The organism is Alicyclobacillus acidiphilus NBRC 100859 (assembly GCF_001544355.1).
GTDB classification, from domain to species: Bacteria; Bacillota; Bacilli; order Alicyclobacillales; family Alicyclobacillaceae; genus Alicyclobacillus; species Alicyclobacillus acidiphilus.
This window is the reverse complement of the sequence record NZ_BCQI01000003.1, coordinates 76386-98345: the sequence shown is the minus strand read 5'-3', so window position 1 is coordinate 98345 and position 21960 is coordinate 76386. Positions and strand designations below refer to the sequence as shown.

Below are 21960 nucleotides of genomic sequence, written 5' to 3'. Positions count from 1 at the left end.
AGGAAGATCTATCACGGCATATGTGTGATACTTCACGACGAACATCTATGGATCAGGTATCGTGTTTCGGCGTGTCCGATTGATGAGTCTCTTCGCCATGTCTGGAACACAAGCCAAAGCGATACATACCCTCAGGCACCAAGCGAAAACAGGTGTTCATCACATAAAGGGTGTCTTTCACATCGCGTAGTTCATGGCACTCAAGGCACCAGACCCGATCCTCACGAAGAGTCCAGAACTGGTTCTGCAATAGAAGCCCCCCAAAACATCATGCTGTAGGGCTACGATATCACAGGTGTGATGCAAATCCTGCCGAAACCTGTCGAAGGTGCAAAAAAGAACTCACCCACAAGATCCTTTTGACTGATTATGTCGAAAGGCGAGGGTCGCCAACGCGCAACAGACGGCGCATCAACGAACGATTGCCCGCGATGTCTTCCAGCGTATAGGCGTCGAGTACCGCAAGATAGGCCTTCAAGGCTTCACCAAGTACACGCTTCAAATTGCACATTGGATTCAAAATGCAGTAGGCGTCGCCAGCGTCAAAGCATTCGAGCAAATTCCAATTCTCTTCGGTCTGGCGAACGACTTCCCCAATCCGAATCTCACTCGGCTGTTTCGCCAATCTGAATCCTCCGCGGCGTCCGCGAACGGTTCGAATGTAACCCAGTTTTCCGAGTCGGTGCACACTCTTCGTCAAATGATTTGCGGATATATGAAAGGTTTCGGCGATATCGTCGATATTTGCCAACTCTCCCTCATCCAATGCGGCCGCGTACATCAGGATCCTGAGAGAGTAGTCCGTAAATCGCGTCAATTGCACGTCCTGTACTCCCCATCCATCAACAACAGATTCCCCCTCCGCGACAGGGGCCGCGATTGGGTACCTGTCGATTCTACCACAGGCTGCCCTGGATGACGGAATATCCAAGGCAGCCTGTGAGGGAGCTTGCACATTACAGTTTGGTGATACGGTACGAATCTTCGAGAATATACCACAACTGCGGAAACTCATTGCCCAGCACCCAAACTGACACACCTCGAAGATTGTACTCATCCAACAGGGACAGTTTAATGGCGGCGCTCTGCGCGTCGTCAAACCACACGCGGTGCGCAACGCCGGCAGCCTCGTAGTCAAAGTAAGGCGATGCCGACTCTGGATCCCAGAAAATGGACGCCTGCTCCGCGATCGCCAGGTTCTGAGCCGCGTTGTTGGAGAGGCCGCTCGCCTTGGTCTTCCCTTGCTCAAACGGAAGCGGCCAGTCGTACCCATACAGCGACATGCCAAACAAAATTTTGCGGGAATCGATCACGCTGGTCGCGTATTCCAACACGGCACGCACTTGGTTGACGGGTGCGATGGCCATCGGAGGTCCTCCGCCCATCGTGCAACACGAGTTATCCACATTTTGGAACGTATGATTTTGCGCACAAAGGTACCTTTGAAGTTTTTTTCAAGCAAATTTGGGTAGACTGATTACAGAGATGAAGATGCAGTAGGCAATCTTCACGAATACTCTCAGGAAGGTGCAAGTAGATGGTTGAAACAGTTGCCGTGGTTATCGCGTTCGCAGCCGGAATGATCGCACTCAATCGCTTTTTGAGGAAGAAAACAGAACGTATTGAACAAGCAATTCAATCGATGAAAGTCTAAATCAGGAAACGATGGGAATGGCGAAAAGCGGTTCGAGCGTGGAATCACCTCGGACCGCTTTTGTTCACTTCCGCTCGCGCACTTCCACACTCCCCAACTTCCATCCTCTCAATGGCGATGCGTTCCATCGGGATTTGTGCAAAACACGTGGTCCTCGTGGGGATGGTTCTGATCCTCCATTTGAACCGTCACATGGCCAATGCCAAGATGCGCGAGGCGGTGTTCGATCTCGCGGATGACCGATTGACTGTCGGTGACAGTTTGCGATCCATTCAGGGCGATATGGCAAGAGAGGGCGTTTCGTCCGCTCGTGATGGTCCACGCGTGAACGTCGTGGACATTGTTCACACCAGGCACGGAGCGAATGGCTCCAACCACCCGATCCAAATCGACGTCACGCGGCGTGCCCTCCATCAGAATGACCACGGTCTGCTGAACGATGCGCCATGCGCCGAAGGCGATGAGCAATCCAATCAGCACACTCAAAATCGGATCGATCGGATACCAGTGTGTGAAGGCGATGATGACGCCGCCGACCATCACGCCCGCCGACGCCGCCGCGTCCCCCATCATATGCAGCACGGCGCTGCGAACGTTGATGTCGTGATGGTGACTCATACCCAATCCCAGATACAGATTCGTCGCGAGACCAATACCCGCGCTGATCAACATCCACGTCGGGGCCACTTGTTCGGGACGTTGAAATCTCTGATACGCTTCCCACAATATCCACAAGGTGATGAGAATCAGTGTGATCCCATTGATAAACGCCGCCAAAATGCCGGCGCGATAATAGCCGTACGTCATTCTCTGGTTCGACGGCCTCTCGGCTTGTTTCATCGCGTACCACGACAAGCCTAAGGCGGCAATGTCCGTCAGCACATGCCCAGCGTCGGATAACAGCGCGAGACTCCCGGAAAATACGCCGCCCAAAACTTCTACTACAAGAATCAGCATCGTCAGGAAGAACGCCATCCGCATTTTTCCAAGAGGAGCATGCGTGTGAAACACGTCGCCGTGATCGTGATCATGTCCATGGGAATGATGGTGCGTGCTCAAGTACGGCGCTCTCCTCTCCAGAGACTTTCATTCCATTATAGCGTGAAGTTCGAAAAACGTCATACGGACGTGATAACCGCACCCGAAAGGCGGCTGAAATCACTCTAGGAGCGCGATCTCCGCGCACCCAGAACCAGCAGGAGAACCACGACAAGCGCCAAGACGCCGACGAGCAGAAAGGAATCGCGGAAAGCGGGGATCATTTGATCCATGCGAGGCCGGTTCTCGTCGATCGCGCCATACATGCGCAAAAACGCCTGATACGACAAGCCGCCCATCGCGACACCGAAGCCCATGCCGAGCGTTCTCGCCAAGTTCAGGATGCCGCCGCCGACGCCGAGGCGACTGGAGGGCAGCGTTCCCATCACCTGGCTGTTGTTCGCCGGTGTGAAGACGCCCATGCCGCAGCCAATCACAAAGAACCCGGCGGCAAACAAAACACCCGCGTACCACACTGTGAAGACGGAGATGGCCAATGCGCCGACACAGACCACAGACATCCCCAGGACGGATGGGAGCCTGGGGCCGACGCGATCGGCCAGGAAACCCGACAAAGGCGTGAAGATCGCCATGCCCACGGGGATCACCATCAACACGATGCCCGATGTCAATGCGTTCAGATGATGCACATCGTCCATATAAAAGGGCGCCAGAAACATCACCGCGTACATCACGGCGAAGGACAAGGCAACGGACGCGTTCCCGACAACAAACGTTCGGTTGCGAAACAGGCTCAGATCCACGATCGGCGTCGGGACCCTCCGTTCAATCCACCAAAATCCAGTCAACCCGGCCGCGATCACGCCGTAACACACCAGCATGACAAGGGAGCCCCAGTCGGCCTGTGAGCCCGAGTTCAAAACGTACACAATCGCCACAAGCGTCGGCGCAAGGACCATCGTACCCCAGACGTCAAATTTCCCCGAGCGCGGGTGGCGTTCGTCCGCTGGCAACAGCATGATGCCGAGAAGCGTACCCATGATGCCGACTGGGACGTTCACGTAGAAAATCCAGCGCCAGCCCAAGAACGTGAGGAACGTGCCGCCAATCACGGGTCCCAGACTCAATCCGACACCTTGCGCCATCGCCTGGATTCCGATGGCCTTGCCGCGATCTTTGGCAGGTGTCGCCGCCGTGATGATCGACACACTGTTGGATTGCAGCATAGCCGCTCCCAGCGCTTGAACAATTCGAGATCCGAACAACACTGGCAAAGAGGCCGCGAGGCCACAGGAGAGAGAACCAACGATAAAAACGAAAAAACCAATGGTATACATCCAGCGCCGGCCGTACATGTCCGCGAGTCGACTGAAGGGCACAATCGTGGCCGCCAACGTCAAAAGATAGGTCAGGCTCACCCACTCGATGGTGCTCATTCGCGTGCCGAAAGCGTGCTTCAGCACGGGCAAAGAGATGTTGACGATGCTGGAATCGAGCGCAGCCATGAACGCTCCGACGCAGACCGTTCCAACCACGAACCAATGGTACTTCTCGCGATGACACACCGATTGCAGCGGCACTTTGTCGATCACGGCAAACTCCCCCTCGGGCTCTCGCATGCTCCGCCCACAACTCCTTATGATGTCATAACAAGTTACTCTACGCTTATTACAGCACAGCGAGAACAGTCTGCCAAGATCGAAACCTTTACAATTGGGCAAAGGAAGGGCCCACTCCGCGCCGGCCCAGCCGAAATTACGCGGAGAGCGCATGGCCTGAGCGTCTGATGAGATCTGCGCTCTCCTGATTCAATCCTTGGGCCTGACGCGTTTACCAAGCTGTGTGTATTCGCGTAGACCCGTTGAATGCCAAGCTGCCCACGAGAGCAATCGCGCAACATAAAGCCCACCTTTGTGGGCTTCCCCTAGTGGGCTTCGCAACTGTTGCGTTCAACGTTTCGCTTCTCGCAGTATAAAGCGGTATATCCAGAGGTTCAACAGAAACCCTTTCCTGAAGGCGTCATCACGATGGGCGATAGGTCATTTGAAATTCGCCGTGATCGACCGTGACCCGTTGAATCACATGCTGCAGCCACGAGCGCATGTCACCGCCTGCGATGTTCGCCGGGTCTTGAACGTGGGCGTGTGCCGAGGCCTCGCGGACGACGAACGATTCCACGTCGTCCGCGCGAACGAATGGCTGATTGCAAAACGCTCGACCGTGTTTGGCTCGCCCTGCGCATCGATAGTACCGCGTTCCATGGGCATTGTAGTGCGTTACCATGCTCGATCCGCAGGAACACGCCAGCAAACCGCTCAACAACTGCGCCTTGCTCCCATTTGGCGAACGTTCGCGTCTTTGGACCAGGCGTGCGGCGACCCGCTCGAATGTGTCGCGATCGACGATGGCAGGATGCGCGTCGCGGCAGACAATCGCGGCGTCGCGATTTTTCACCCAGACCGTCGTTTTCCGTCGCGAGAGCAGCTCGCCGTCATCCGGCACCGCAATTTTTCGTTCGCGGCGTCCGTACGCGACATCGCCGACGTAGGCAGGATTGGACAGGATGCGCCCGATCCGCCGCTGCGTCCAGGGATGGCCCTGTTTCGTCGATTGGCCGCGATCGTTCAAGATCCGAGCGATTTTGCGAAATCCATAGCCGCGAAGGTATAGATCGAAAATATCGCGTATGACCGGGGCTGCATCCGGATCGATATCGAGCCGCTTCGTGAGCGGGTTCAGCCGATACCCCTCCGGAGGGGGGCCGTTCCACTTGCCCTGCCGGGCTTTCTGCAAAGCGCCCATGCGCACTCGAATGGCGGTCTTTTCGGACTCCGCCTGAGCGAGCGCGCTGTGGATGGTGAACACGAACTCCGCTTGATCGCGTTGACTGTCAAAATTCTCCTCAATCGAAATGACCCGCACACCACAGGCCAGGAGCGTGCGAAGCATGATCAAGGCGTCGACCGTATCGCGCGCAAATCGCGATATGCCCTTAAACAGTACGACATCGAACCGATCCGCTCTCGCATCGCGAATCAATCGCTGCACTTCGGCGCGCTTCACCAGGCTGGTGCCTGTGATGCCCTCGTCGACGTACGTCAGACTGTCGGCGACGGTCCAGGTTTCACCCGTCTCGACTGTGCGGCGGCGCGCGATCTCCTGACAGAAGGAGATTTGGTGCTCAATCGACTCTCCCTTGACCTGTACGTCGTCCGACACGCGAGCATAGATGGCACACCTAGGCATCGGCTATCACCTCGATGATGCTTATGCCTGTGCAGATTGTCCGACTGCCGGAACTTGTCGTTGCAGCGATGGCCGGAGGAGGTCCTCAGGTCGACATTTGACGACACGCGAGCAAATTCACGTTCACGCATGTTCACCCATACTCACGGATGTTCACGAAAGCGGTACTGTATGGTTACCTTGTGGCGATGAATCGACACGCAGCGCACGAGCTTGGCGAGCAACTGCTTCGTGATGTGTGGATCATCCGTTTGCATGCTTAACAGTCGCCGCATCGTCCGCTGGAAGTCCGGCGTTTCATCCCATCGAACGACGGCTTCGACGTCCATCCGGACTCGATCCAGAACTGCGGCTTCGATCTCGTCCGCACGAATATAGGGCTGATCACATACGGTCTTCCCCTTGTCCATCTGACGAAGACAACGGTAATACGCCGTGCCCGATCCGTTGTAGCGGATGGTCATGCTGCCCCCACAGGAACACTTCATCAATCCCTTGGTGAGCAGGTGATGTTTGCCCGCACGGCCACCCGACGCCCGTCTCGCGGTCTTCGCCGCCAAGGCCCTCGCGAACGTTTCGCGATCGATAATCGCTGGGTGGGCATTCTCACACACGACGACCTTGCTTACATCGTTTGTGAACCGCATGATACGCTTGCGTGAAAACAAATCGTCATGTTCAGACACCGTATAGCGCCGCTCTCGCCGCCCATAGACGACGTCGCCGACATACACGGGATTCTGCACAATCCGCGAGACACTTCTCTGCGTCCACCTGTATCCGCGCTTCGTGAACTGGCCGTTTTCGTTCAACAGGTCGGCAATCCGTCTCGCGCCGTATCCGTTCACGTACAATGTAAATATCTCCCGAATCACCGGCGCGAACGACCAATCGATGTCGAGGCGCTTCGTCAGCGGGTCGAGCACGTACCCATCCGGGGGCTGCCCATTCCACTGGCCGGATCGCGCCTTTTGGCTCGCCCCCATCCGCACGCGAATCGCGGTCTTCTCCGACTCGGCCTGGGCCAAGGCGCTGTGAATGGTAAACACAAACTCGGCGTTGTCTCGCAGGCTGTCGAAGTTTTCTTCCATGGATATCACGCGTACATGGCACGACAGCAAGGTACGCAGCATGACAAGGGCATCGACCGTATCACGCGCAAACCGTGAGATCCCTTTGAACAGGACCACTTCAAATCGCCGATCCCTTGCGTCACGGATCAGTCGCTGCACCTGCTGGCGTTTAATCAGGCTCGTACCTGTGATACCTTCATCGACATACACGCACTCCGCTGGGATCGTCCACGGATCGTCGCTATCCAGGCTGCGAATTCGCGCCACTTCCCGGCAGAATGCAATTTGATGTTCGATGGAATCGCCTTTGACCTGGGATTCATCCGACACGCGAGCGTAAATGGCGCAGGTAGGCATGCTTCTACCTCCTGCGCATGTTTCGATACAGCAAGAACAGTTCCATCACTTCTTCGCGGATGGTCTCTTGGCTGACACGGCCATACGACACCGAGTCGACAGTGACCTTTTCACCTGGCATACCCATCACCTCATGGGATGGATATGATGGAGCCGTTTGTCCACTTGCCTGAGGGCGCGATCGACCGCCGGCAAGACCATCACAGGCGGATCAATCGAAGCGCCGGCCTTTGAGCAGCAGGCTGTTTGACACGACGCTGACCGAGCTCAAGGCCATCGCCGCACCCGCGATCATCGGATTCAAAATCCCCGCCGCCGCGAGTGGAATCCCGATGACGTTGTAGAAGAACGCCCAGAACAGGTTCTGCCGAATCTTTCGCATCGTCGCCTTGGACAACTCGATGGCGTTCACCACGCCCATCAAATTGGACCGCATCAGGGCAATGTCCGCCGCCTCCATCGCGATATCCGTGCCTGTCCCCATGGCGATCCCGATATCGGCCTCGGCAAGCGCCGGCGCGTCGTTGATGCCGTCTCCGACCATCGCCACCACGCTGCCCCGACGCTTGAGCTCGGCCACCTTCCCCACCTTATCCTGCGGCAGGACCGAGGCCATGACGTGATCGATCCCGACCTGCGAGGCCACCGCCTCCGCCGTCCGTTCGTTATCCCCAGTCACCATCCAGACGTCGATGCCCATCGCCCGCAGTCGCTCGACGGCTTGCTTCGCGTCGGGTTTCACGGCATCCGCGATGGCGATCACCCCCATGATTTGGTCATCGCTGGCGACGATCACGGCCGTCTTCGCCTCACTTTCGTACGCGGCGAGACGTTCATCAGGCACTTGGATGTACAACTCCTCGGCGATCCAGCGGCGATTGCCAACGCGAACGACATGACCATCGATGTTCGCTTCGATCCCTTTTCCGGGAACAGCGCGAACCTCAGACGCTTCCGGCCACACACCCCCGCGCTCCCGGGCATACTCCACAATCGCCCTGCCAAGTGGATGCTCGCTTTGCGCTTCCAGCGCAGCCGCAAGCCGGACCAGATCGGCTTCGCTCGCCGCTTCGGCACTCCAGACGTCGATCACGGACGGCTTCCCCGCCGTGATCGTCCCCGTCTTGTCCAATACGACCGTGTTGACCTTGTGTGCAAGTTCCAGATGTTCGCCGCCCTTGATGAGAATGCCGTGTTCCGCGCCAAGTCCCGTGCCGACCATGATGGCCGTCGGGGTCGCCAGCCCCAGGGAACATGGGCAGGCGATGACGAGGACGGCCACCGCGGCGACGAGCGCATGCGTCCAGCCGCCGAAGATGCCCCACGCGAAAAACGTGACAAACGCGATACCCAGTACGATGGGGACAAAAATTCCCGAGATCGTGTCCGCGAGGCGTTGAACAGGCGCCTTCGATCCCTGTGCCGCATCGACAAGCCGGATCACTTGCGCGAGCGCCGTGTCCGCGCCGACCTTGGTCACCATCATCGTGAAGGCGTTCGTCTGATTGACGGACGCGCCAACGACTGGGGAACCTGCCTGTTTCGCGACGGGCATCGACTCACCCGTTAAAAACGATTCGTCGATGGACGTTGCCCCGTCCGCGATGACCCCGTCCGCGGGCACTTTTTCACCCGGTCGAACACGGACGAGATCACCAACTTGAAGCTCCTCAACCGGAACGTCGAATTCTTCGCCGTCCCGAATCACATGGGCAACTCTGGCGCCCAACTTCGCGAGTTGCTCAATGGCTGAACTGGAGCGCCGTTTCGCCCGAGATTCCAACAATTTGCCCATGTAAATCAGCGTGACGACCGTGGCCGAGGAATCAAAATACGTATCGGTGCGCCCCAGGGCGACCAAGGCGACGCTGTACACGTATGCCACAGACGTGCCAAGCGCGACCAGGACATCCATATTTGCCGCGCCGCCGCGCAACGAATGATACGCGCCTTTGTAGAAGCGCCAGCCCACGAAAAATTGAACCGGCGTCGCGAGAATCAGACTGACCCAACTTGGCATCAAAGCCCCGGCGCCAGCGAGCATCGCGAACATCTGAATGACCAGCGGGAGCGTCAACACAACGGAGAACGTAAACGTGTACAGCTCTCGCCGATGCGCTCGCGCCTTCTTCTCGCGTTCGTGTTTCTCCATGTCCTCCGTGAATACGTGCGCCGAGTACCCTGCCTTCTCCACCGCTTGGATGATGTCCTGTTCCGACGTCACCCCCGGCAGGTACGCGACCTTGCCCTTCTCAGACACGAGATTCACCTGAACGGACTTGACCCCTTTGACGCGCCCGACCACCTTCTCAATGCGCGCTGCGCACGCCGCACAAGTCATACCCTCGATGGCAAAGGTGGCTTCGCGAACGTTTGGTTCCTCGATTGCCATCTAACACATCCCCTTACCCTTTTGACACTTTTCGAACCACGTCCATGAGTTCGTCGATCTTTTGATCGGCGTCATTGCCCGTCGCGAGCGCTTCCTTCACGCAGTGATGGGCATGCGAATCGAGCAGGTTGAGCGCCACCTGATTGGTTGCGCTTTTCACAGCCGCCAGTTGCGTGATGATGTCCACACAGTACCGATCCTCTTCGATCATCTTCTGAATCCCTCGAACCTGCCCCTCAATCCGCTTCAATCGCGCCAACAACTCGGATTTATGGTTGCCATAACTGTGATTGTGTTCACTCATGCCCTGCACCTCGCATTCGATGTTTGACACCGCCCTGTACAACGAACCGAAACGTGCCTAAAACCAATCCGGACCAGTCGGTTGCCATCCAGGAACGACGTATCGGCTTTCAACGCGTCTCGCCCGCTTCACGCAAATTCTGGTGAGTGATGAGGGATGATCGAGACGTATTGAAAAACGATACCCACGATACGCCCAAGCCAACCCACCTTCCGTGAACACTGAGGCCGAGGCGAATTGCTTCGCCGCGGCCCAATCGTTAGGCAAAATGGTAAGGCAAGATCTTTACGCCGAGATCGTTAGGCCAGAACGTTAGGCCACGTCGTACCCCGCGTCCTCGATGGCTTCCTTAAGCGTGTCTTCGGACGCCTTGGCTTCGTCATAGGTCACAGTCGCCTGATTTGCTTCCAGACTAACTTCGACCGTCTCCACACCATCGACACCCTTGAGTGCCTTGGTGACCGAATTGACACAGCCGCTGCAGGTCATACCCTTGACCGGAATCGTGATCGTTGCCATCTTCCATGCACCCCTTTCATGTAATTACTATACCCCCGTATGGTATACAAGTCAACGCAATGCGGTCACGAGAGTTTGTACAGCGGCGGGAGCGGGCTGGCGCGAGGCGGCGGCCAGCCGGATAAGGGACAAAAGTTCCGCTATGGCGGCACGGGCGTGACGGCGCGAGGCGGCGGCCAGCCGGATAAGGGACAAAAGTTCCGCTACGGCGGCGCGATCGCGAAGGCGCGGATGGCGCCGCGGCCGCATAAGGGACAAAAGTTCCGCTATGGCGGCACGATCGCGAAGGCGCGGATGGCGCCGCAGCCGCATAAGGGACAAAAGTTCCGCTATGGCGGCACGGGCGTGACGGCGCGGATGGCGCCGCGGCCGCATAAGGGGCAAAAGTTCCGCTACGGCGGCGCGATCGCGAAGGCACGGATGGCGCCGCGGCCGCATAAGGGACAAAAGTTCCGCTACGGCGGCGCGATCGCGAAGGCGCGGATGGCGCCGCGGCCGCATAAGGGACAAAAGTTCCGCTATGGCGGCACGGGCGTGACGGCGCGGATGGCGCCGCAGCCGCATAAGGGGCAAAAGTTCCGCTATGGCGGCGTGATCGCGAAGGCGCAAGGCGAGATCGCGGAGTGGTGATGAAGGTAGTACACGTATAAGCGTCTCTCAGTCGCTTATTTTGATGGAGTGACCGGATCGAAGGCAAAATAGGCGGCCACAGAAGGCTTATTCGCCTCCGAGGCCGCCGAAATGGCAGGATTTCAGGCAATTAAGCCTCTCTCAGCCGCTTATTCGGCTCAAATCCTCCGATTCGACACAAATAAGCCGCCAGCGAGCGCTTATTCGCCCCCGCGCCTCCGCGCCTCCGCGCCCCTGCGCCCCTGCGCCCCTGCGCCTCCGCGCCCCCGCGCTCCGTTCCGCGTCTCCTTACCCTCTCCGCGACTTCCGTGTTCGCCAAGCGTTCCAGCCCCACACCGTCGTGACGCCGACGCCGACGCACCAGAACAGCGCGAACAACACGAGCCCAACAAACGGGATGTTACAGAACGCGGCCAATAGGCTTGAGCCAAGCAACGTCATGAGCCACGCTGGACGCTCGGTGGAGGAATTTCGAAACGCAAATTTCCCTAACCATAGTGAGACCAGTCCGAGGCCGATGACACCGACGACGGCGTAAACGAGCGCGAAGACGCCGGCCAGCGGGATGCCGATGATCGTGATCGACAGCAGCGCAATGACTGCTATCGCCCCGATGCTGGTTAGTAAACCGATCACACCTGTTTTGCGTATTGAGCGATCCATGGTGTTCAATGGCACATGCAGACGATTGCGCAGGACCCATGTCACAATCACCGAGAGCATGACCATGACAATGCTTAGGAATAAGAATCCTCCCCAAACCATGGCTGCGAGTAGAACGCCGACGAGGGCCCCGTTCCAAAACGGTGTGGTGAGAGAAATGTGGAACAACTGATTGACGTGGGCGCCGGGAGCTTCCCGAACGGTTCCGCCTAAATCGATGACCATATCGGCGCGGGCAGTCGGCCCCAGATGAATGTCTCCGTTCACTACGAAGAGGAGCTCATAGACGTTGCCTGATACGTTCACGTTGTGACCGAGTACCACGACGTCTGCAATGCTCTGCCCTTTTGGGATGGTCGTCGTCGACTGGCTGATGAGCGTATCTGTCTGCCTGACCGCAAGAACATTTCTCATGTGAACGAACGGAACCACAATAATCAAGAGGACCACGACGACGATCCCGATCCATACCCACCAGCGTTTCATAGCAGGACCTCACTTTGGACGGAACGGAGTAATCGCAATACCGCGGCAACGGAAAACCAGATGAGCATCAAGGCTGAGATCGCGAAGACGATGACCCACCAGTGACCGAGCAGCACAGGTACTGTTGCGATCCCGCCGGATGCCCGATACAGCAACCGGAACGTGACTCGAATGATCATCCCCGCTGGAGAGAGGAGGATGGCGGCGATGATCGCGAAACCCAATATCCCCGCAATCGCTGGCACAAGGGAGAGCCGATTGGCTTGGCGCGTCTGATTCAATGCTTGGATTTCCGCCATGACGCGTTGTTCGATATCCATAGGGGCGGTCGTTGATTCCACCAAATCGACCAAGACGAACGTTGTCTCCTCCAATTCTGCCAACAGCGCCTGGCACGACGGACATCCGGCGACGTGACGGGCAACCGTGTCGTACTCCCCTGGTGAGAGTGCTCCGTCGATATAGGCCGTGAACATCGGACGGACCTCGTGACAATTCATCGCTCATCTCCCCTTTCTTCTTTCAGATATTGCCGCAGCTGCAGTCTCGCGTGATGCAGTCGGGATCGGACCGTTCCAATGGGGATATCGAGAATGTTCGCAATTTCTTCGTACTCGAATCCGTACACGGCTCGCAACAGGGTCACCACACGGTGCTCCTCGCTTAAACTTGCCAAGGCTTGGTCCACCTCGATGGTCGTAACGGCCATCACGCCCGTGTCGCCGCGAATTTCCTCCTCCGACTCCCAATCCGTGGTTGGGTGGCGGCGCTTGGATTTAAGCCAATCCAGCGAAGTCCGTGTCGCGATTTGAGCCAGCCACGCTGGAAATGTCCGCTCATCCTTGAGTTTCCGCAGGGCCTTATATGCCTTCATGAACACCTCTTGTGTGACATCTTCGGCATCGTGGCAATCCCGCACGATGTGCAGTGCCGTTCGATACACGTAGTCCTTGTAATTGCCAACGATATGCGCGAAGGCATTGGTGTCCCCTTTACGCGCAGCTCGGATTAGGTTGATGTCGTTCTGGTCCAACCAATCAACCTCCCGAAGTGATGAAGGTAACCTGAAATGAAATCGCGGGAAAGCGGATGCCCAGGGGGCGAACTAATGAGCCCCCTTTTTGCCTCTTGCTTTCAGCGCGATCGCGACACCCATCGCAATGACAAGCACAAAAATGCCCGGCACCAAGTACTGGTGCAGCGTTTGATGGTACTTTGACCATTCGACACCGATGTAGCGGCCCAGAACGATAAACACCCCTGCCCAGACAAAGGCGCTGACAGCGTTCCAGATGGAAAACAAGGCAAAGTTCATTCTGTTGATTCCGGCGAGATACGGAATCAACACGCGTACGCCGGCGATAAACTTTCCGATCACGACGATCCAACTCTGGTACTTATGGAACAACAGGTTCGCCTTGTCCAAACGCGCCTCCGTAATTCCAACGTATTTTCCAAACTGGACAACGACGGGGCGGCCCAGTGTTCGTCCGATGAAAAACGCGATCGTGGAACCCACCATGTTCCCGAGGGCCGCACTGAACAAGAGTGGAACCAATCGAAACGCCCCACTCGCCCACTCGAAGCCGGATATCGTGAGTGTCGTTTCGGCTGGGAATGGTATACCAATCATCTCGATCATCAAAATAAAAAACACGCCGAAGTACCCGTAATGCTGCAGCATCATGTGTATATTTACGTGCAATGGAGCTCCTCCTCGTGAAACGCGCGGATAGTCGTGGCTAGTACTCGTTGCTGTCTATATGGACGATGGGTCCAGTCAAAAAGTTCACCCAACCGCAAGCTTTACGTTCGTTTTCGTAGGATTGCATTTCTCCATTACAAAATTTCAGATGAACTTTTTCACACCATCGACTGTCTATAAGGGTGTTATCAGACAGAAAGCGGGGATATATGCATGATTCGCGGAGCTTTCCTCAATCCTTTTGACACGACGGTGTATCATCTCATCAACGGTATGGCTGGACATCATTCGCTGTTTGACCACGTCATGATCTTTTTCGCCAAAGACGCCCTTGAAATCTATGCCGTCCTGTTTGTGATGGCATGGTTTGCACTGCCAAAGCGAGACCTTGAACATCGACACGCACTCGTCATGGCAGGGCTGTCCGGTATCGTCGCACTCATGATCAACGTCGTCATCGGACACATCTGGTTTCGTCCCAGACCGTTCACAGTGTTCCAGAAAGGTACGTTCACACAGTTGATTCCGCACAGCCACGATGGGTCGTTCCCGAGTGATCACACAGCGGGCAGCTTCGGTTTTGCGGCGGGTTCATGGGGATACAACGTAAAGTGGATAAGCTGGACATTTACAGTCGTCGCTGTGATCGTCATGTTTGCAAGAGTGTACGTTGGCGTCCACTACCCAACCGATGTGATTGCGGGCATGGTGATTGGCGTGATCGCTTCGAAAATAACATGGAAATTCTCGAAGCTGGTTCTTCCCTTGACGACGCTTGCCGCGAAACTGTTCCGATTCGGTCCAATCCAACAAGGTGCGCGGCATTCACGTCTACGCGTGATGTGAACGTCCGCGAGCAGTCCACGCAAGTTGTAGTCAAACGCGGGTTGGAGGAGGTCCTCCGACCCACCCCCACTCGTAAGTCATCAGCATCAGGAAGTCCACTTCTTCTCCCAACGTCCTGTAATCGAACGCGCCCATCCACGACTGATTCGGATTGTCTCCTGTTTTCGGGCCCATCGCGATGGAAACGGTCAAATTCCGCGCGTGCAGCGCGTCGCGCAGTTGGGCGATAAACGCGTTGTACAGCGGGCGATCCGAAGGCTGCATGTGTTCGAAGTCGACGTTGACGCCGCCAAATCCTTTCGCGGTACACGTCGAGAGCACGTTGTCGATCACGCGGCGCCGAAGCGAATCGTTGGCCAAAATCGTATGCGCGAGGGTGGTGTTGAAGTTGTTGCCGTCAAAGTTGGTCATCGTCATCAGTGGTTGGATCCGCGCCTGCTTCGCCGCAGCCAGGGCGATGTCGTCTCTCGGGGCCACGAGACTCCCATCGGCTCTCACCTGATAGCTGAATGAACAGAAATAGGTCATTTGCGATACGTCCTGCAAAATTTCCCTGTCGCTGTCCGTGCCCGATGGCAGGAGATAGCCGTTTACCTCAATGGTCTTCAGACTCGTGCGGCGAACGGGCAGGTATACGCGTGAGCCCACCGGAAGCGTGGCCGCGGTGGTCGAGTAACCCGTCCAATTGCTGAATACTGCAGGAGAAATGCCGAATTTTTGGGAGATGGATTCAACGGTGTCCCCGGTCTGAATGGTGTACGCCTGAACCGCCAACGGATCGCCCTTCGGCACAAGCAACGCGAGGCCAGGCACGATCTCGCTGCGCGAGGGCAACTCGTTATACCTGATCAAATCCCGAACTGACACGCCATACGTGGCCGCTATCTGCGATAGCGACTCACCTTGGCGAACGCGATGAATTCGCATGGTCTCTAAAGCCTCCCTGTGAGATAGGTCGTTGTAGCCTATGCTAGGGAGAAGCCTATTGCGAATGCGGAATCCCGCAACATTCACAAGGGCGCGGACGAGGTGGACGCGGTGTGTTTCTTCACGAAGACGTCCGCCTGCGTTCCTTGGTATACGACCGTCCAGTCCGGATTGTTCAACAGATACACGCTGAGGGCGTACCCCGGTGGCAGGATGGCCGACTGAAAGTTGTACTTGGTCAACAGATACGGTGCGTCCCAAGCCAAGTTTTGCAGATCCATGTAATCCTGGAAGACGCTGCTTTGAAGGAAGATGTCGGTTCGTCCATCCACGAACGTCGGCACACCTCGGTAAATCAAATAGCCTCCGAAATCGTACGCGTTGAGCAGCGGCCCAGGAACTTGATGTTCAATCAAGTAATTTACCGCGTTCACCGGATACGCGCCCGCGTTCATATGCGATTCCACGGAACCTTGCACTTGTGGAACCTTCGTGGCGAAATCGACGACGGCCCCCAGCATGAGGATGGCGCAGACGTAGCGAAACGGTCGTGATGGGCGCAGCAAGACACGAAGCCAGTCGAAGGTCATGCTGGCGAGAAGTGGCGCCCCAGCAATGGCCAGATACGGCATGAAGCGCTGGTACACGAGCGTGATCGCGAAACAACCGCCGAAATACAGCACGTATTGGATGGGCACGGGGCGATAACGCAGAATGGTGATTAGGAGAACGCCTGCGAGAAACGGTATGACGCCGTATTTGTAGTAGTCTGAATGGAAGTTGGGAGAGTGCCATTCGTTGATGGAATTGGTCATCAAACTGTTGTTTGAGAGCAGGGCGTATGTAAACTCGTGGACGTGATTCGGATTGAGCAAGCCCAAGGCAACCGAGACAACAGCCGTGAGCACCAGGCAGACGCGCGTCCGGTTCGGCAGTGGAACGGCCTGCAAGCGCCCAATCGTTGGCACGAAAGACACCGCGACTTCGAACAACAGCATCAGGATGCCAATCGAGACGGAAGCGTGCGCGTTCGCCCAGATGAGGACAAGCGGCGGTACGAACAAGAGATAGTACACGCGCCCTTCGCGAACGCGGCGCAGAATGAGCAGGAAGATGGCGAACATCATGTACGAAACCATTTGCGGCCTGACGACCCAAAAAGCCATGCCGGCCGCGATCGCAATCACTGCCGCGAGGGCAGAAAAGACCCGCTGTCCGCTGGAGAGCGACGAGCACAGGCGGTAAACGACCAGGACCGTGACCGTTTGCAAGATGACCGTAAGACCCCATATGCCGGAAAAGCCAAAGTGGTTGGCCAGCCACGCCAAGACGACTTCGAACAACCACTCCTGCGTGACCCAGGGTTGTCCGCGCATCGACCACGAAAACGGATCCGTCGTGGGAATTTGGTGATGGACAAGGATATATTCTCCAGTGGCAAGATGCCATGGCGTATCGGGATCGCTGAGCGGCGCCAGTGCGCGTACGGCGAAATAGAGGCACCAGACAAGAAGAATCAACACTTCGACGCGGAACACTCGTTCAATTTTCTGCAATGAACACTTCACCTCAATCCGTGCGCCTCGTTCGCAAATCGAGATACATGACGGATAGACAGACATACGCGAACGGCGTGATCAAAAGGCCAACCAATACCGTTACAAGCAACTGCCCTCCCTCCGTCGCGAACAGGATGTCGCCAATCACGGTCAACAGCGTTTGGGCAATACTTAAGAAGAACGTCAAAAAGATTGAAAATCCCACCAAGCGTGCAGTTTGGCCCGCCGTCATCCGCCAACAACGGATGACCGCACGAACGAACGACAAGCCTTCTTCCGTCACGATAGCGGGCAGATAGACGGCTCGTACAGCAAACCAGAGCAAGCCGACGAGAAACGCCAGGCTGCCGATGACGCCGACGACATCGGCGAGTGGCGCTAAGACGGCCGACAGCAGCGACACCATCAAACCAAGGACAAACCAGTATAGGAGCATTGCCAAAACGAAGAGCAAGCATGCCAAGACCATCGTTACGACGCTCGGCAGCAGGCGGCGAAACGAGACGTTGCCCGCTTCCGCCAACGTCACGTCACTGCGTTTCGTGACGTGTTGCGAGGTCACGTGGACGACGATACCAAAGAAAAGCGGAATCACCAGGAATATGTACAAAAGAACGAGCAGCGCGATCCACGCCGCGCTGCCCGGAGGCATCGCGCGAAGGTATTGCGACAAGGTCGTCGCATGTTCCAGCTGCTTGAGCGTGGATTCCACATCGTTGTCCGAAAATGTCAGAAAGCGAATGCGGATATATGCGCTCGCCAGCAGATACGGTGCGAGCACAAGCAAGGACGCGCCAATGAGCGTCCGGAAACGGTGGCGAAACACGACGAGCCCGGCTTGAAACACTTCTCGAATCGATAAAGGCCTCGGTAATTGCAATAGAAACGCCTCCTGCACCGTGGAAAGTGGCCAGGTTAGACCGATGCATAATGAGCCACGCATCCCATCATAGCACACCGCGGCGCTCCTTTGCTCTAAGGACGGATTCAGGAAATCACCCGCGACTCGATCCCGCTCTCGGCGTCCAACTTTGCGTACAATCCACCTTGGGCTACCAACTCCGCGTGAGTGCCTCGTTCGACCAGTCGCCCTTTATCAAAGACGAGAATCTGATCCGCGTGCCGGATCGTCGAGAGGCGGTGCGCAATCACGAGTGTCGTTCGATTCTCCGTAACCGCCTGCAAACCCTTTTGAACCAAGGCCTCCGTATGGCTGTCGAGACTCGCCGTGGCTTCGTCCAGGATCAACACCTTCGGGTTCAGGGCCACGATCCTCGCGAACGATATCAGCTGTCTCTCCCCCGCCGACAGATTCGATCCTTTCCCGTACAATTGCGTGTCAAACCCATGAATGAGGCGTTCAATCACGCCGTCCGCACCGACGACCCGAGCAGCCTCGCGAACGACCTCGTCAGGAATCTCTTCGCGAAACAACCGGATATTGTCGCGGACGGTTCCCGTGAACAAACTGACATCCTGCTGCACAATCCCAATCAGCGCGTGCAAATCGCGCTGTGAATAATCCCAAATGGGTATCCTGTCCAGCGTGATAATCCCTTCCTGCGGCTCGTAAAAGCGCGTGAGCAGCCCCATGACGGAACTCTTTCCTGCGCCGGTGGCGCCGACGACACCGATAAACTGACCAGGCTCGACCGTGAAGGAGATATCACGCAAGACGGGTTGGTCCGGTTTATAGCCAAATGTGACATGTTCGAATTCGACGCGTCCCTGGATGGCGTCGAGATCGACCCTGGCTGTCTCCGCCTTATCCTGAATTTCAGGTTCGTGCTGCAATATTTGGCCGATTCGATCCGCCGCCACCACCGCCGATTGCAACGTGTTCCACTGTTGCGTCATCGCGTTAATGGGTTGAAAGAACTGTTGAATGTAGCGGATGAACGCGTACAGTGTGCCAAACTTGATGGCGTCGTGGAGCACGGCGTTGCCGCCGATGAACACCACGGCGCTCACCGCGACATTGCCCAACAGTTCGAGCGTCCTGTTGAACCACATGGATGTGAAATATTCCGTGATGTTGGCGTCGCGGTACTGCGCGTCCAATCGTTCAAACGCCGCACGCTGACGCTTTTCCTGGTGAAAAATTTGCGTGAGGCGCATGCCGGCAAGATTTTCCGCGAGAAACGCGATCATGCTGGACAAAAGCGTTCTCGTGCGTTGATAGCGCCTTCGCAACTGGCCGCGAAAGGCGGCGGACACACCTGCGATGATGGGCACCAAAATCATCGCGTAGCAGGCAATCCTAGGGTCCAAACGGAACATGGCGAATACAATCATGACAATCGACAGTCCATCGCGTATCAAACTCAGGAAAAAGTTTGTGAAGAACTGACTCACCGTCTCGGTGTCGTTCGAGACGTTGGCGACAAGGGTGCCGATGGGCCTGGAGTCAAAGAATCGCATCGCTTGCCGTTCGATGTGGCGAAACAACGCAAGCCGGATGGAGCGGATGACGCTCTGGCCGGCGCGTTGCAGGACCATAATTTGCATATAGTTCGCCGCAACGCCAATCACCACCACTCCGACGTAAATTGCCGCGATCACGACGAGCCCGTGCATATTGGGATGGTTGGTGGAGATGTCGTTGTCAATCGCGACTTTGACCAGATAGGGCTGCATGACGCTCGACGTGTTGAACACGATGACCAGTGCAATCACTGCGATAAATTGCCAAACATAAGGCCTCGCAAACGGCAGCAGCCGACCCAATGAGGACACGCCTGGCTTGGGTCGGACCGGGCTCTCCTTCGTGCTCACGAAGCGCTCGCCTCCCCTTTTTCCTGCATGGCGTAAATCGTGGCATACAGGCCGTTTTGATTCAGCAGATCCTGATGTGTACCCTGCTCGACGACGGTTCCGTCGTCCATCACGAGAATCCAATCGGCGTGTCGAACAGCCGACAGGCGATGCGCGATGATAATCGTCGTACGCGATTTCCGGACGTCCTCGAGCCCCTGCAGAATTCGCTTTTCCGTCTCCATGTCCACCGCGGACAAACTGTCGTCCATCACGAGGATGGGGGCCTGTTTCAAAAACGCCCGCGCAATGGCGGTTCGTTGGCGCTGGCCGCCGGACAAAGCGACGCCGCGTTCCCCAATCAGGGTGTCGAAACCGTCTGGGAACTCCATAATGTCGTCGTAGATGGAAGCCGCCTTGGCCACGCGTTCAATCGCATCTTCCGAAGCGTCCGCATCGCCGAAGGCGATATTCTCGCGAACGGTCGCCGAGAACAGGAATCCGTCCTGCGGCACGTAGGCAATGCTCTCGCGCAGCGTCTTCAACGGGAGCGACCTGATATCGTGGCCGTCGAGAAAGACAGAGTCTGGCGGAGGATCGAAAATTCTTGGCAGAAGGTTCACCAAGGTCGTCTTGCCGCTGCCCGTGCGGCCGACGATCCCGAGTGTTTGTCCGGGCCGCAAGTGGAAATGAACATCGTGCAAGGCCGCCACCGTGCCATCGGCATACTGGAACGAGTCGAGATCGACCCGGATGTCTCCGTGAATGGCGTCGACTGTCACGGGCTCTGACGGATCCGAAATCCCCGGCTTCTCGTCGAGCAACACTTGCAAACGGATGAGCGATGCGGAAGCACGTTGAAAGTTGTTGATGACCATGCCAATCTGCTGCAGCGGGATGGCGAGTTGTCCAAGATAGAATGTAAACGCGACGAACGATCCCAGTGGAATTTGCTTCGTCAACGCCATCCACCCGCCATACAGCAAGGCGATGGCGAACGACAACGAGCTGGCGGTTGGAATCACACTCTGAAATGTCGCGGATTTGCGGAACAAGGAGATCTGTTCTCCGACGATTTGATCTACGCGCCGCTCGAAACGGGCGCTCTCCACGTCTTCGTTCGCAGTCGCCTTGATCAGCCGAATCGAAGTGAAGCTCTCCTCGGCCAGTTCCGACATGCTGGACAAGGCCTCCTGGACCTTCCGCGATGAGTTCCTCACCTGCGGACCCATCCAGACGATGAAAAACGGGATGAAGACGAGCGGGATCATGCTGAGCAAGGTCAGTTTCCAACTTACTGTGGCAAACGTCATGATCAGCGTCGCGAGCATGAGAAAGATGGCGTTCGTCAAAATGTTGAAACCGCCAGACAGGGCCTCTCTGACCTGTTGAACGTCGTTCATGGCATGGTTGAGCAGATCTCCGATGCTTCGCCTCCGGAAATACTCGGCGGACAGCAACTCCCAGTGTTCGAACAGCCGCAGCCGCAGCAAGTATTCGAACCGGCGGGCGGCCCGCCCGTTCTGCGATTGGCCGATGGCGTAAAAGAATACATACACCACGCCGACCGCGAGCAGCAACAAGGCGTAGACGGCGACACTGTGATAGGTCAACCGATGGGCCGACAAGGCGTCCGTGAATCGGCCGAGAATGTTGGGGAATTGAACATTGATGAATTCGGAAGCGATGATTGCGAGAGTCGAGAGAAGATAGCCCCATTTGTGTTCCAAAAGGTACTGTCGCAACAATGACTGCGGGCTCAATGGGCATTCCTCCTCATGCGCATGTGGAATCCGTCACGGTTGCTTTTCGTCAACCCATGTCTCCGCCTCGGCGGACGCACTAT

Annotated in this window: 20 protein-coding genes; 2 read left to right on the top strand and 18 right to left on the bottom strand. The window is 56.7% G+C overall.

The genetic code is table 11. The annotated features are described in order from the left end of the window. Positions 1 to 367 precede the first annotated feature (367 nt). The 9 genes from AAC01S_RS02270 to AAC01S_RS02230 all read right to left on the bottom strand — a co-directional run bounded on the left by AAC01S_RS02270 (position 368) and on the right by AAC01S_RS02230 (position 10544). Positions 368 to 823 carry an Rrf2 family transcriptional regulator gene (locus tag AAC01S_RS02270; RefSeq protein ID WP_067618112.1) on the bottom strand — a complete coding sequence of 152 codons (456 nt, stop codon included), beginning with the start codon at positions 821 to 823 and terminating at the stop codon, positions 368 to 370. Positions 824 to 956: 133 nt separating this feature from the next. Continuing rightward, entirely contained in the window at positions 957 to 1367 is a 411-nt protein-coding gene (locus AAC01S_RS02265; protein ID WP_245630032.1) for a glycosyl hydrolase family 18 protein, read from the bottom strand. A gap of 395 nt (positions 1368 to 1762) precedes the next feature. Further along, positions 1763 to 2713, bottom strand: a complete 951-nt coding sequence (locus tag AAC01S_RS02260) for a cation diffusion facilitator family transporter (protein ID WP_245630031.1) — start codon at positions 2711 to 2713, stop codon at positions 1763 to 1765. A 104-nt stretch (positions 2714 to 2817) separates the two neighbouring features. Further along, on the bottom strand, positions 2818 to 4272 hold the full coding sequence (locus AAC01S_RS02255) for an MFS transporter (RefSeq protein WP_067618108.1): 1455 nt from the start codon (positions 4270 to 4272) through the stop codon (positions 2818 to 2820). Positions 4273 to 4675: 403 nt separating this feature from the next. After that, entirely contained in the window at positions 4676 to 5899 is a 1224-nt protein-coding gene (locus AAC01S_RS02250) for a recombinase family protein (protein ID WP_083511438.1), read from the bottom strand. Between the two features lie 143 nt (positions 5900 to 6042). Then, positions 6043 to 7329, bottom strand: a complete 1287-nt coding sequence (locus tag AAC01S_RS02245) for a recombinase family protein (RefSeq protein WP_067618104.1) — start codon at positions 7327 to 7329, stop codon at positions 6043 to 6045. A gap of 211 nt (positions 7330 to 7540) precedes the next feature. Next, positions 7541 to 9721 carry a heavy metal translocating P-type ATPase gene (locus tag AAC01S_RS02240; RefSeq protein WP_083511437.1) on the bottom strand — a complete coding sequence of 727 codons (2181 nt, stop codon included), beginning with the start codon at positions 9719 to 9721 and terminating at the stop codon, positions 7541 to 7543. A 13-nt stretch (positions 9722 to 9734) separates the two neighbouring features. After that, entirely contained in the window at positions 9735 to 10025 is a 291-nt protein-coding gene (locus AAC01S_RS02235) for a metal-sensitive transcriptional regulator (protein WP_067618102.1), read from the bottom strand. 312 nt (positions 10026 to 10337) lie between these two features. After that, positions 10338 to 10544, bottom strand: a complete 207-nt coding sequence (locus AAC01S_RS02230; protein ID WP_067618100.1) for a heavy-metal-associated domain-containing protein — start codon at positions 10542 to 10544, stop codon at positions 10338 to 10340. Between the two features lie 75 nt (positions 10545 to 10619). Here AAC01S_RS02230 and AAC01S_RS02225 point away from each other — a divergent pair, with 75 nt between their 5' ends. After that, positions 10620 to 11174, top strand: coding sequence for a hypothetical protein (locus AAC01S_RS02225; protein WP_067618096.1), 555 nt, complete (start codon positions 10620 to 10622; stop codon positions 11172 to 11174). Positions 11175 to 11462: 288 nt separating this feature from the next. Here AAC01S_RS02225 and AAC01S_RS02220 read toward each other — a convergent pair whose 3' ends face one another. The 4 genes from AAC01S_RS02220 to AAC01S_RS02205 form a co-directional block, all read right to left on the bottom strand. After that, positions 11463 to 12323, bottom strand: coding sequence for a hypothetical protein (locus AAC01S_RS02220; RefSeq protein ID WP_067618093.1), 861 nt, complete (start codon positions 12321 to 12323; stop codon positions 11463 to 11465). Beyond that, positions 12320 to 12823: an anti-sigma factor family protein gene (locus AAC01S_RS02215; RefSeq protein WP_067618090.1), complete on the bottom strand. Its 504-nt coding sequence runs from the start codon at positions 12821 to 12823 to the stop codon at positions 12320 to 12322. Before AAC01S_RS02215 ends, AAC01S_RS02220 begins: the two co-directional genes overlap by 4 nt. Beyond that, positions 12820 to 13356 carry an RNA polymerase sigma factor gene (locus tag AAC01S_RS02210; protein ID WP_067618088.1) on the bottom strand — a complete coding sequence of 179 codons (537 nt, stop codon included), beginning with the start codon at positions 13354 to 13356 and terminating at the stop codon, positions 12820 to 12822. The genes AAC01S_RS02215 and AAC01S_RS02210 overlap by 4 nt, the downstream gene beginning before the upstream one ends. Positions 13357 to 13428: 72 nt before the next feature. After that, a complete protein-coding gene (locus AAC01S_RS02205; RefSeq protein ID WP_157071009.1) occupies positions 13429 to 14028 on the bottom strand; it encodes a DedA family protein in 600 nt (199 codons plus the stop codon). Positions 14029 to 14241: 213 nt separating this feature from the next. On the opposite strand from AAC01S_RS02205, the gene AAC01S_RS02200 reads away from it, so the two are divergent. Then, positions 14242 to 14874: an undecaprenyl-diphosphatase gene (locus AAC01S_RS02200; RefSeq protein WP_067618086.1), complete on the top strand. Its 633-nt coding sequence runs from the start codon at positions 14242 to 14244 to the stop codon at positions 14872 to 14874. Between the two features lie 30 nt (positions 14875 to 14904). On the opposite strand, the gene AAC01S_RS02195 is transcribed toward AAC01S_RS02200, so the two are convergent. The 5 genes from AAC01S_RS02195 to AAC01S_RS02175 form a co-directional block, all read right to left on the bottom strand. Then, a complete protein-coding gene (locus AAC01S_RS02195) occupies positions 14905 to 15801 on the bottom strand; it encodes a LysM peptidoglycan-binding domain-containing protein (RefSeq protein ID WP_067618084.1) in 897 nt (298 codons plus the stop codon). Between the two features lie 83 nt (positions 15802 to 15884). Next, the gene (locus tag AAC01S_RS02190; RefSeq protein WP_067618078.1) at positions 15885 to 17357 is read right to left on the bottom strand and encodes a hypothetical protein; all 1473 of its coding nucleotides are present in this window, start codon (positions 17355 to 17357) and stop codon (positions 15885 to 15887) included. A gap of 13 nt (positions 17358 to 17370) precedes the next feature. Next, positions 17371 to 18240: a hypothetical protein gene (locus tag AAC01S_RS02185; protein ID WP_067618076.1), complete on the bottom strand. Its 870-nt coding sequence runs from the start codon at positions 18238 to 18240 to the stop codon at positions 17371 to 17373. Positions 18241 to 18347: 107 nt separating this feature from the next. After that, the gene (locus AAC01S_RS02180; RefSeq protein ID WP_067618074.1) at positions 18348 to 20135 is read right to left on the bottom strand and encodes an ABC transporter ATP-binding protein; all 1788 of its coding nucleotides are present in this window, start codon (positions 20133 to 20135) and stop codon (positions 18348 to 18350) included. Beyond that, positions 20132 to 21877: an ABC transporter ATP-binding protein gene (locus AAC01S_RS02175; protein ID WP_067618069.1), complete on the bottom strand. Its 1746-nt coding sequence runs from the start codon at positions 21875 to 21877 to the stop codon at positions 20132 to 20134. Before AAC01S_RS02175 ends, AAC01S_RS02180 begins: the two co-directional genes overlap by 4 nt. Positions 21878 to 21960 lie beyond the last annotated feature (83 nt).

What these genes read in the sequence shown, in the direction of transcription:
- AAC01S_RS02265 (WP_245630032.1), bottom strand. Translation starts at nt 1,367, where the DNA reads ATGGCCATCGCACCCGTCAACCAAGTGCGTGCCGTGTTGGAATACGCG.
- AAC01S_RS02255 (WP_067618108.1), bottom strand. Translation starts at nt 4,272, where the DNA reads ATGCGAGAGCCCGAGGGGGAGTTTGCCGTGATCGACAAAGTGCCGCTG.
- AAC01S_RS02250 (WP_083511438.1), bottom strand. Translation starts at nt 5,899, where the DNA reads ATGCCTAGGTGTGCCATCTATGCTCGCGTGTCGGACGACGTACAGGTC.
- AAC01S_RS02245 (WP_067618104.1), bottom strand. Translation starts at nt 7,329, where the DNA reads ATGCCTACCTGCGCCATTTACGCTCGCGTGTCGGATGAATCCCAGGTC.
- AAC01S_RS02240 (WP_083511437.1), bottom strand. Translation starts at nt 9,721, where the DNA reads ATGGCAATCGAGGAACCAAACGTTCGCGAAGCCACCTTTGCCATCGAG.
- AAC01S_RS02235 (WP_067618102.1), bottom strand. Translation starts at nt 10,025, where the DNA reads ATGAGTGAACACAATCACAGTTATGGCAACCATAAATCCGAGTTGTTG.
- AAC01S_RS02230 (WP_067618100.1), bottom strand. Translation starts at nt 10,544, where the DNA reads ATGGCAACGATCACGATTCCGGTCAAGGGTATGACCTGCAGCGGCTGT.
- AAC01S_RS02220 (WP_067618093.1), bottom strand. Translation starts at nt 12,323, where the DNA reads ATGAAACGCTGGTGGGTATGGATCGGGATCGTCGTCGTGGTCCTCTTG.
- AAC01S_RS02215 (WP_067618090.1), bottom strand. Translation starts at nt 12,823, where the DNA reads ATGAATTGTCACGAGGTCCGTCCGATGTTCACGGCCTATATCGACGGA.
- AAC01S_RS02200 (WP_067618086.1), top strand. Translation starts at nt 14,242, where the DNA reads ATGATTCGCGGAGCTTTCCTCAATCCTTTTGACACGACGGTGTATCAT.
- AAC01S_RS02195 (WP_067618084.1), bottom strand. Translation starts at nt 15,801, where the DNA reads ATGCGAATTCATCGCGTTCGCCAAGGTGAGTCGCTATCGCAGATAGCG.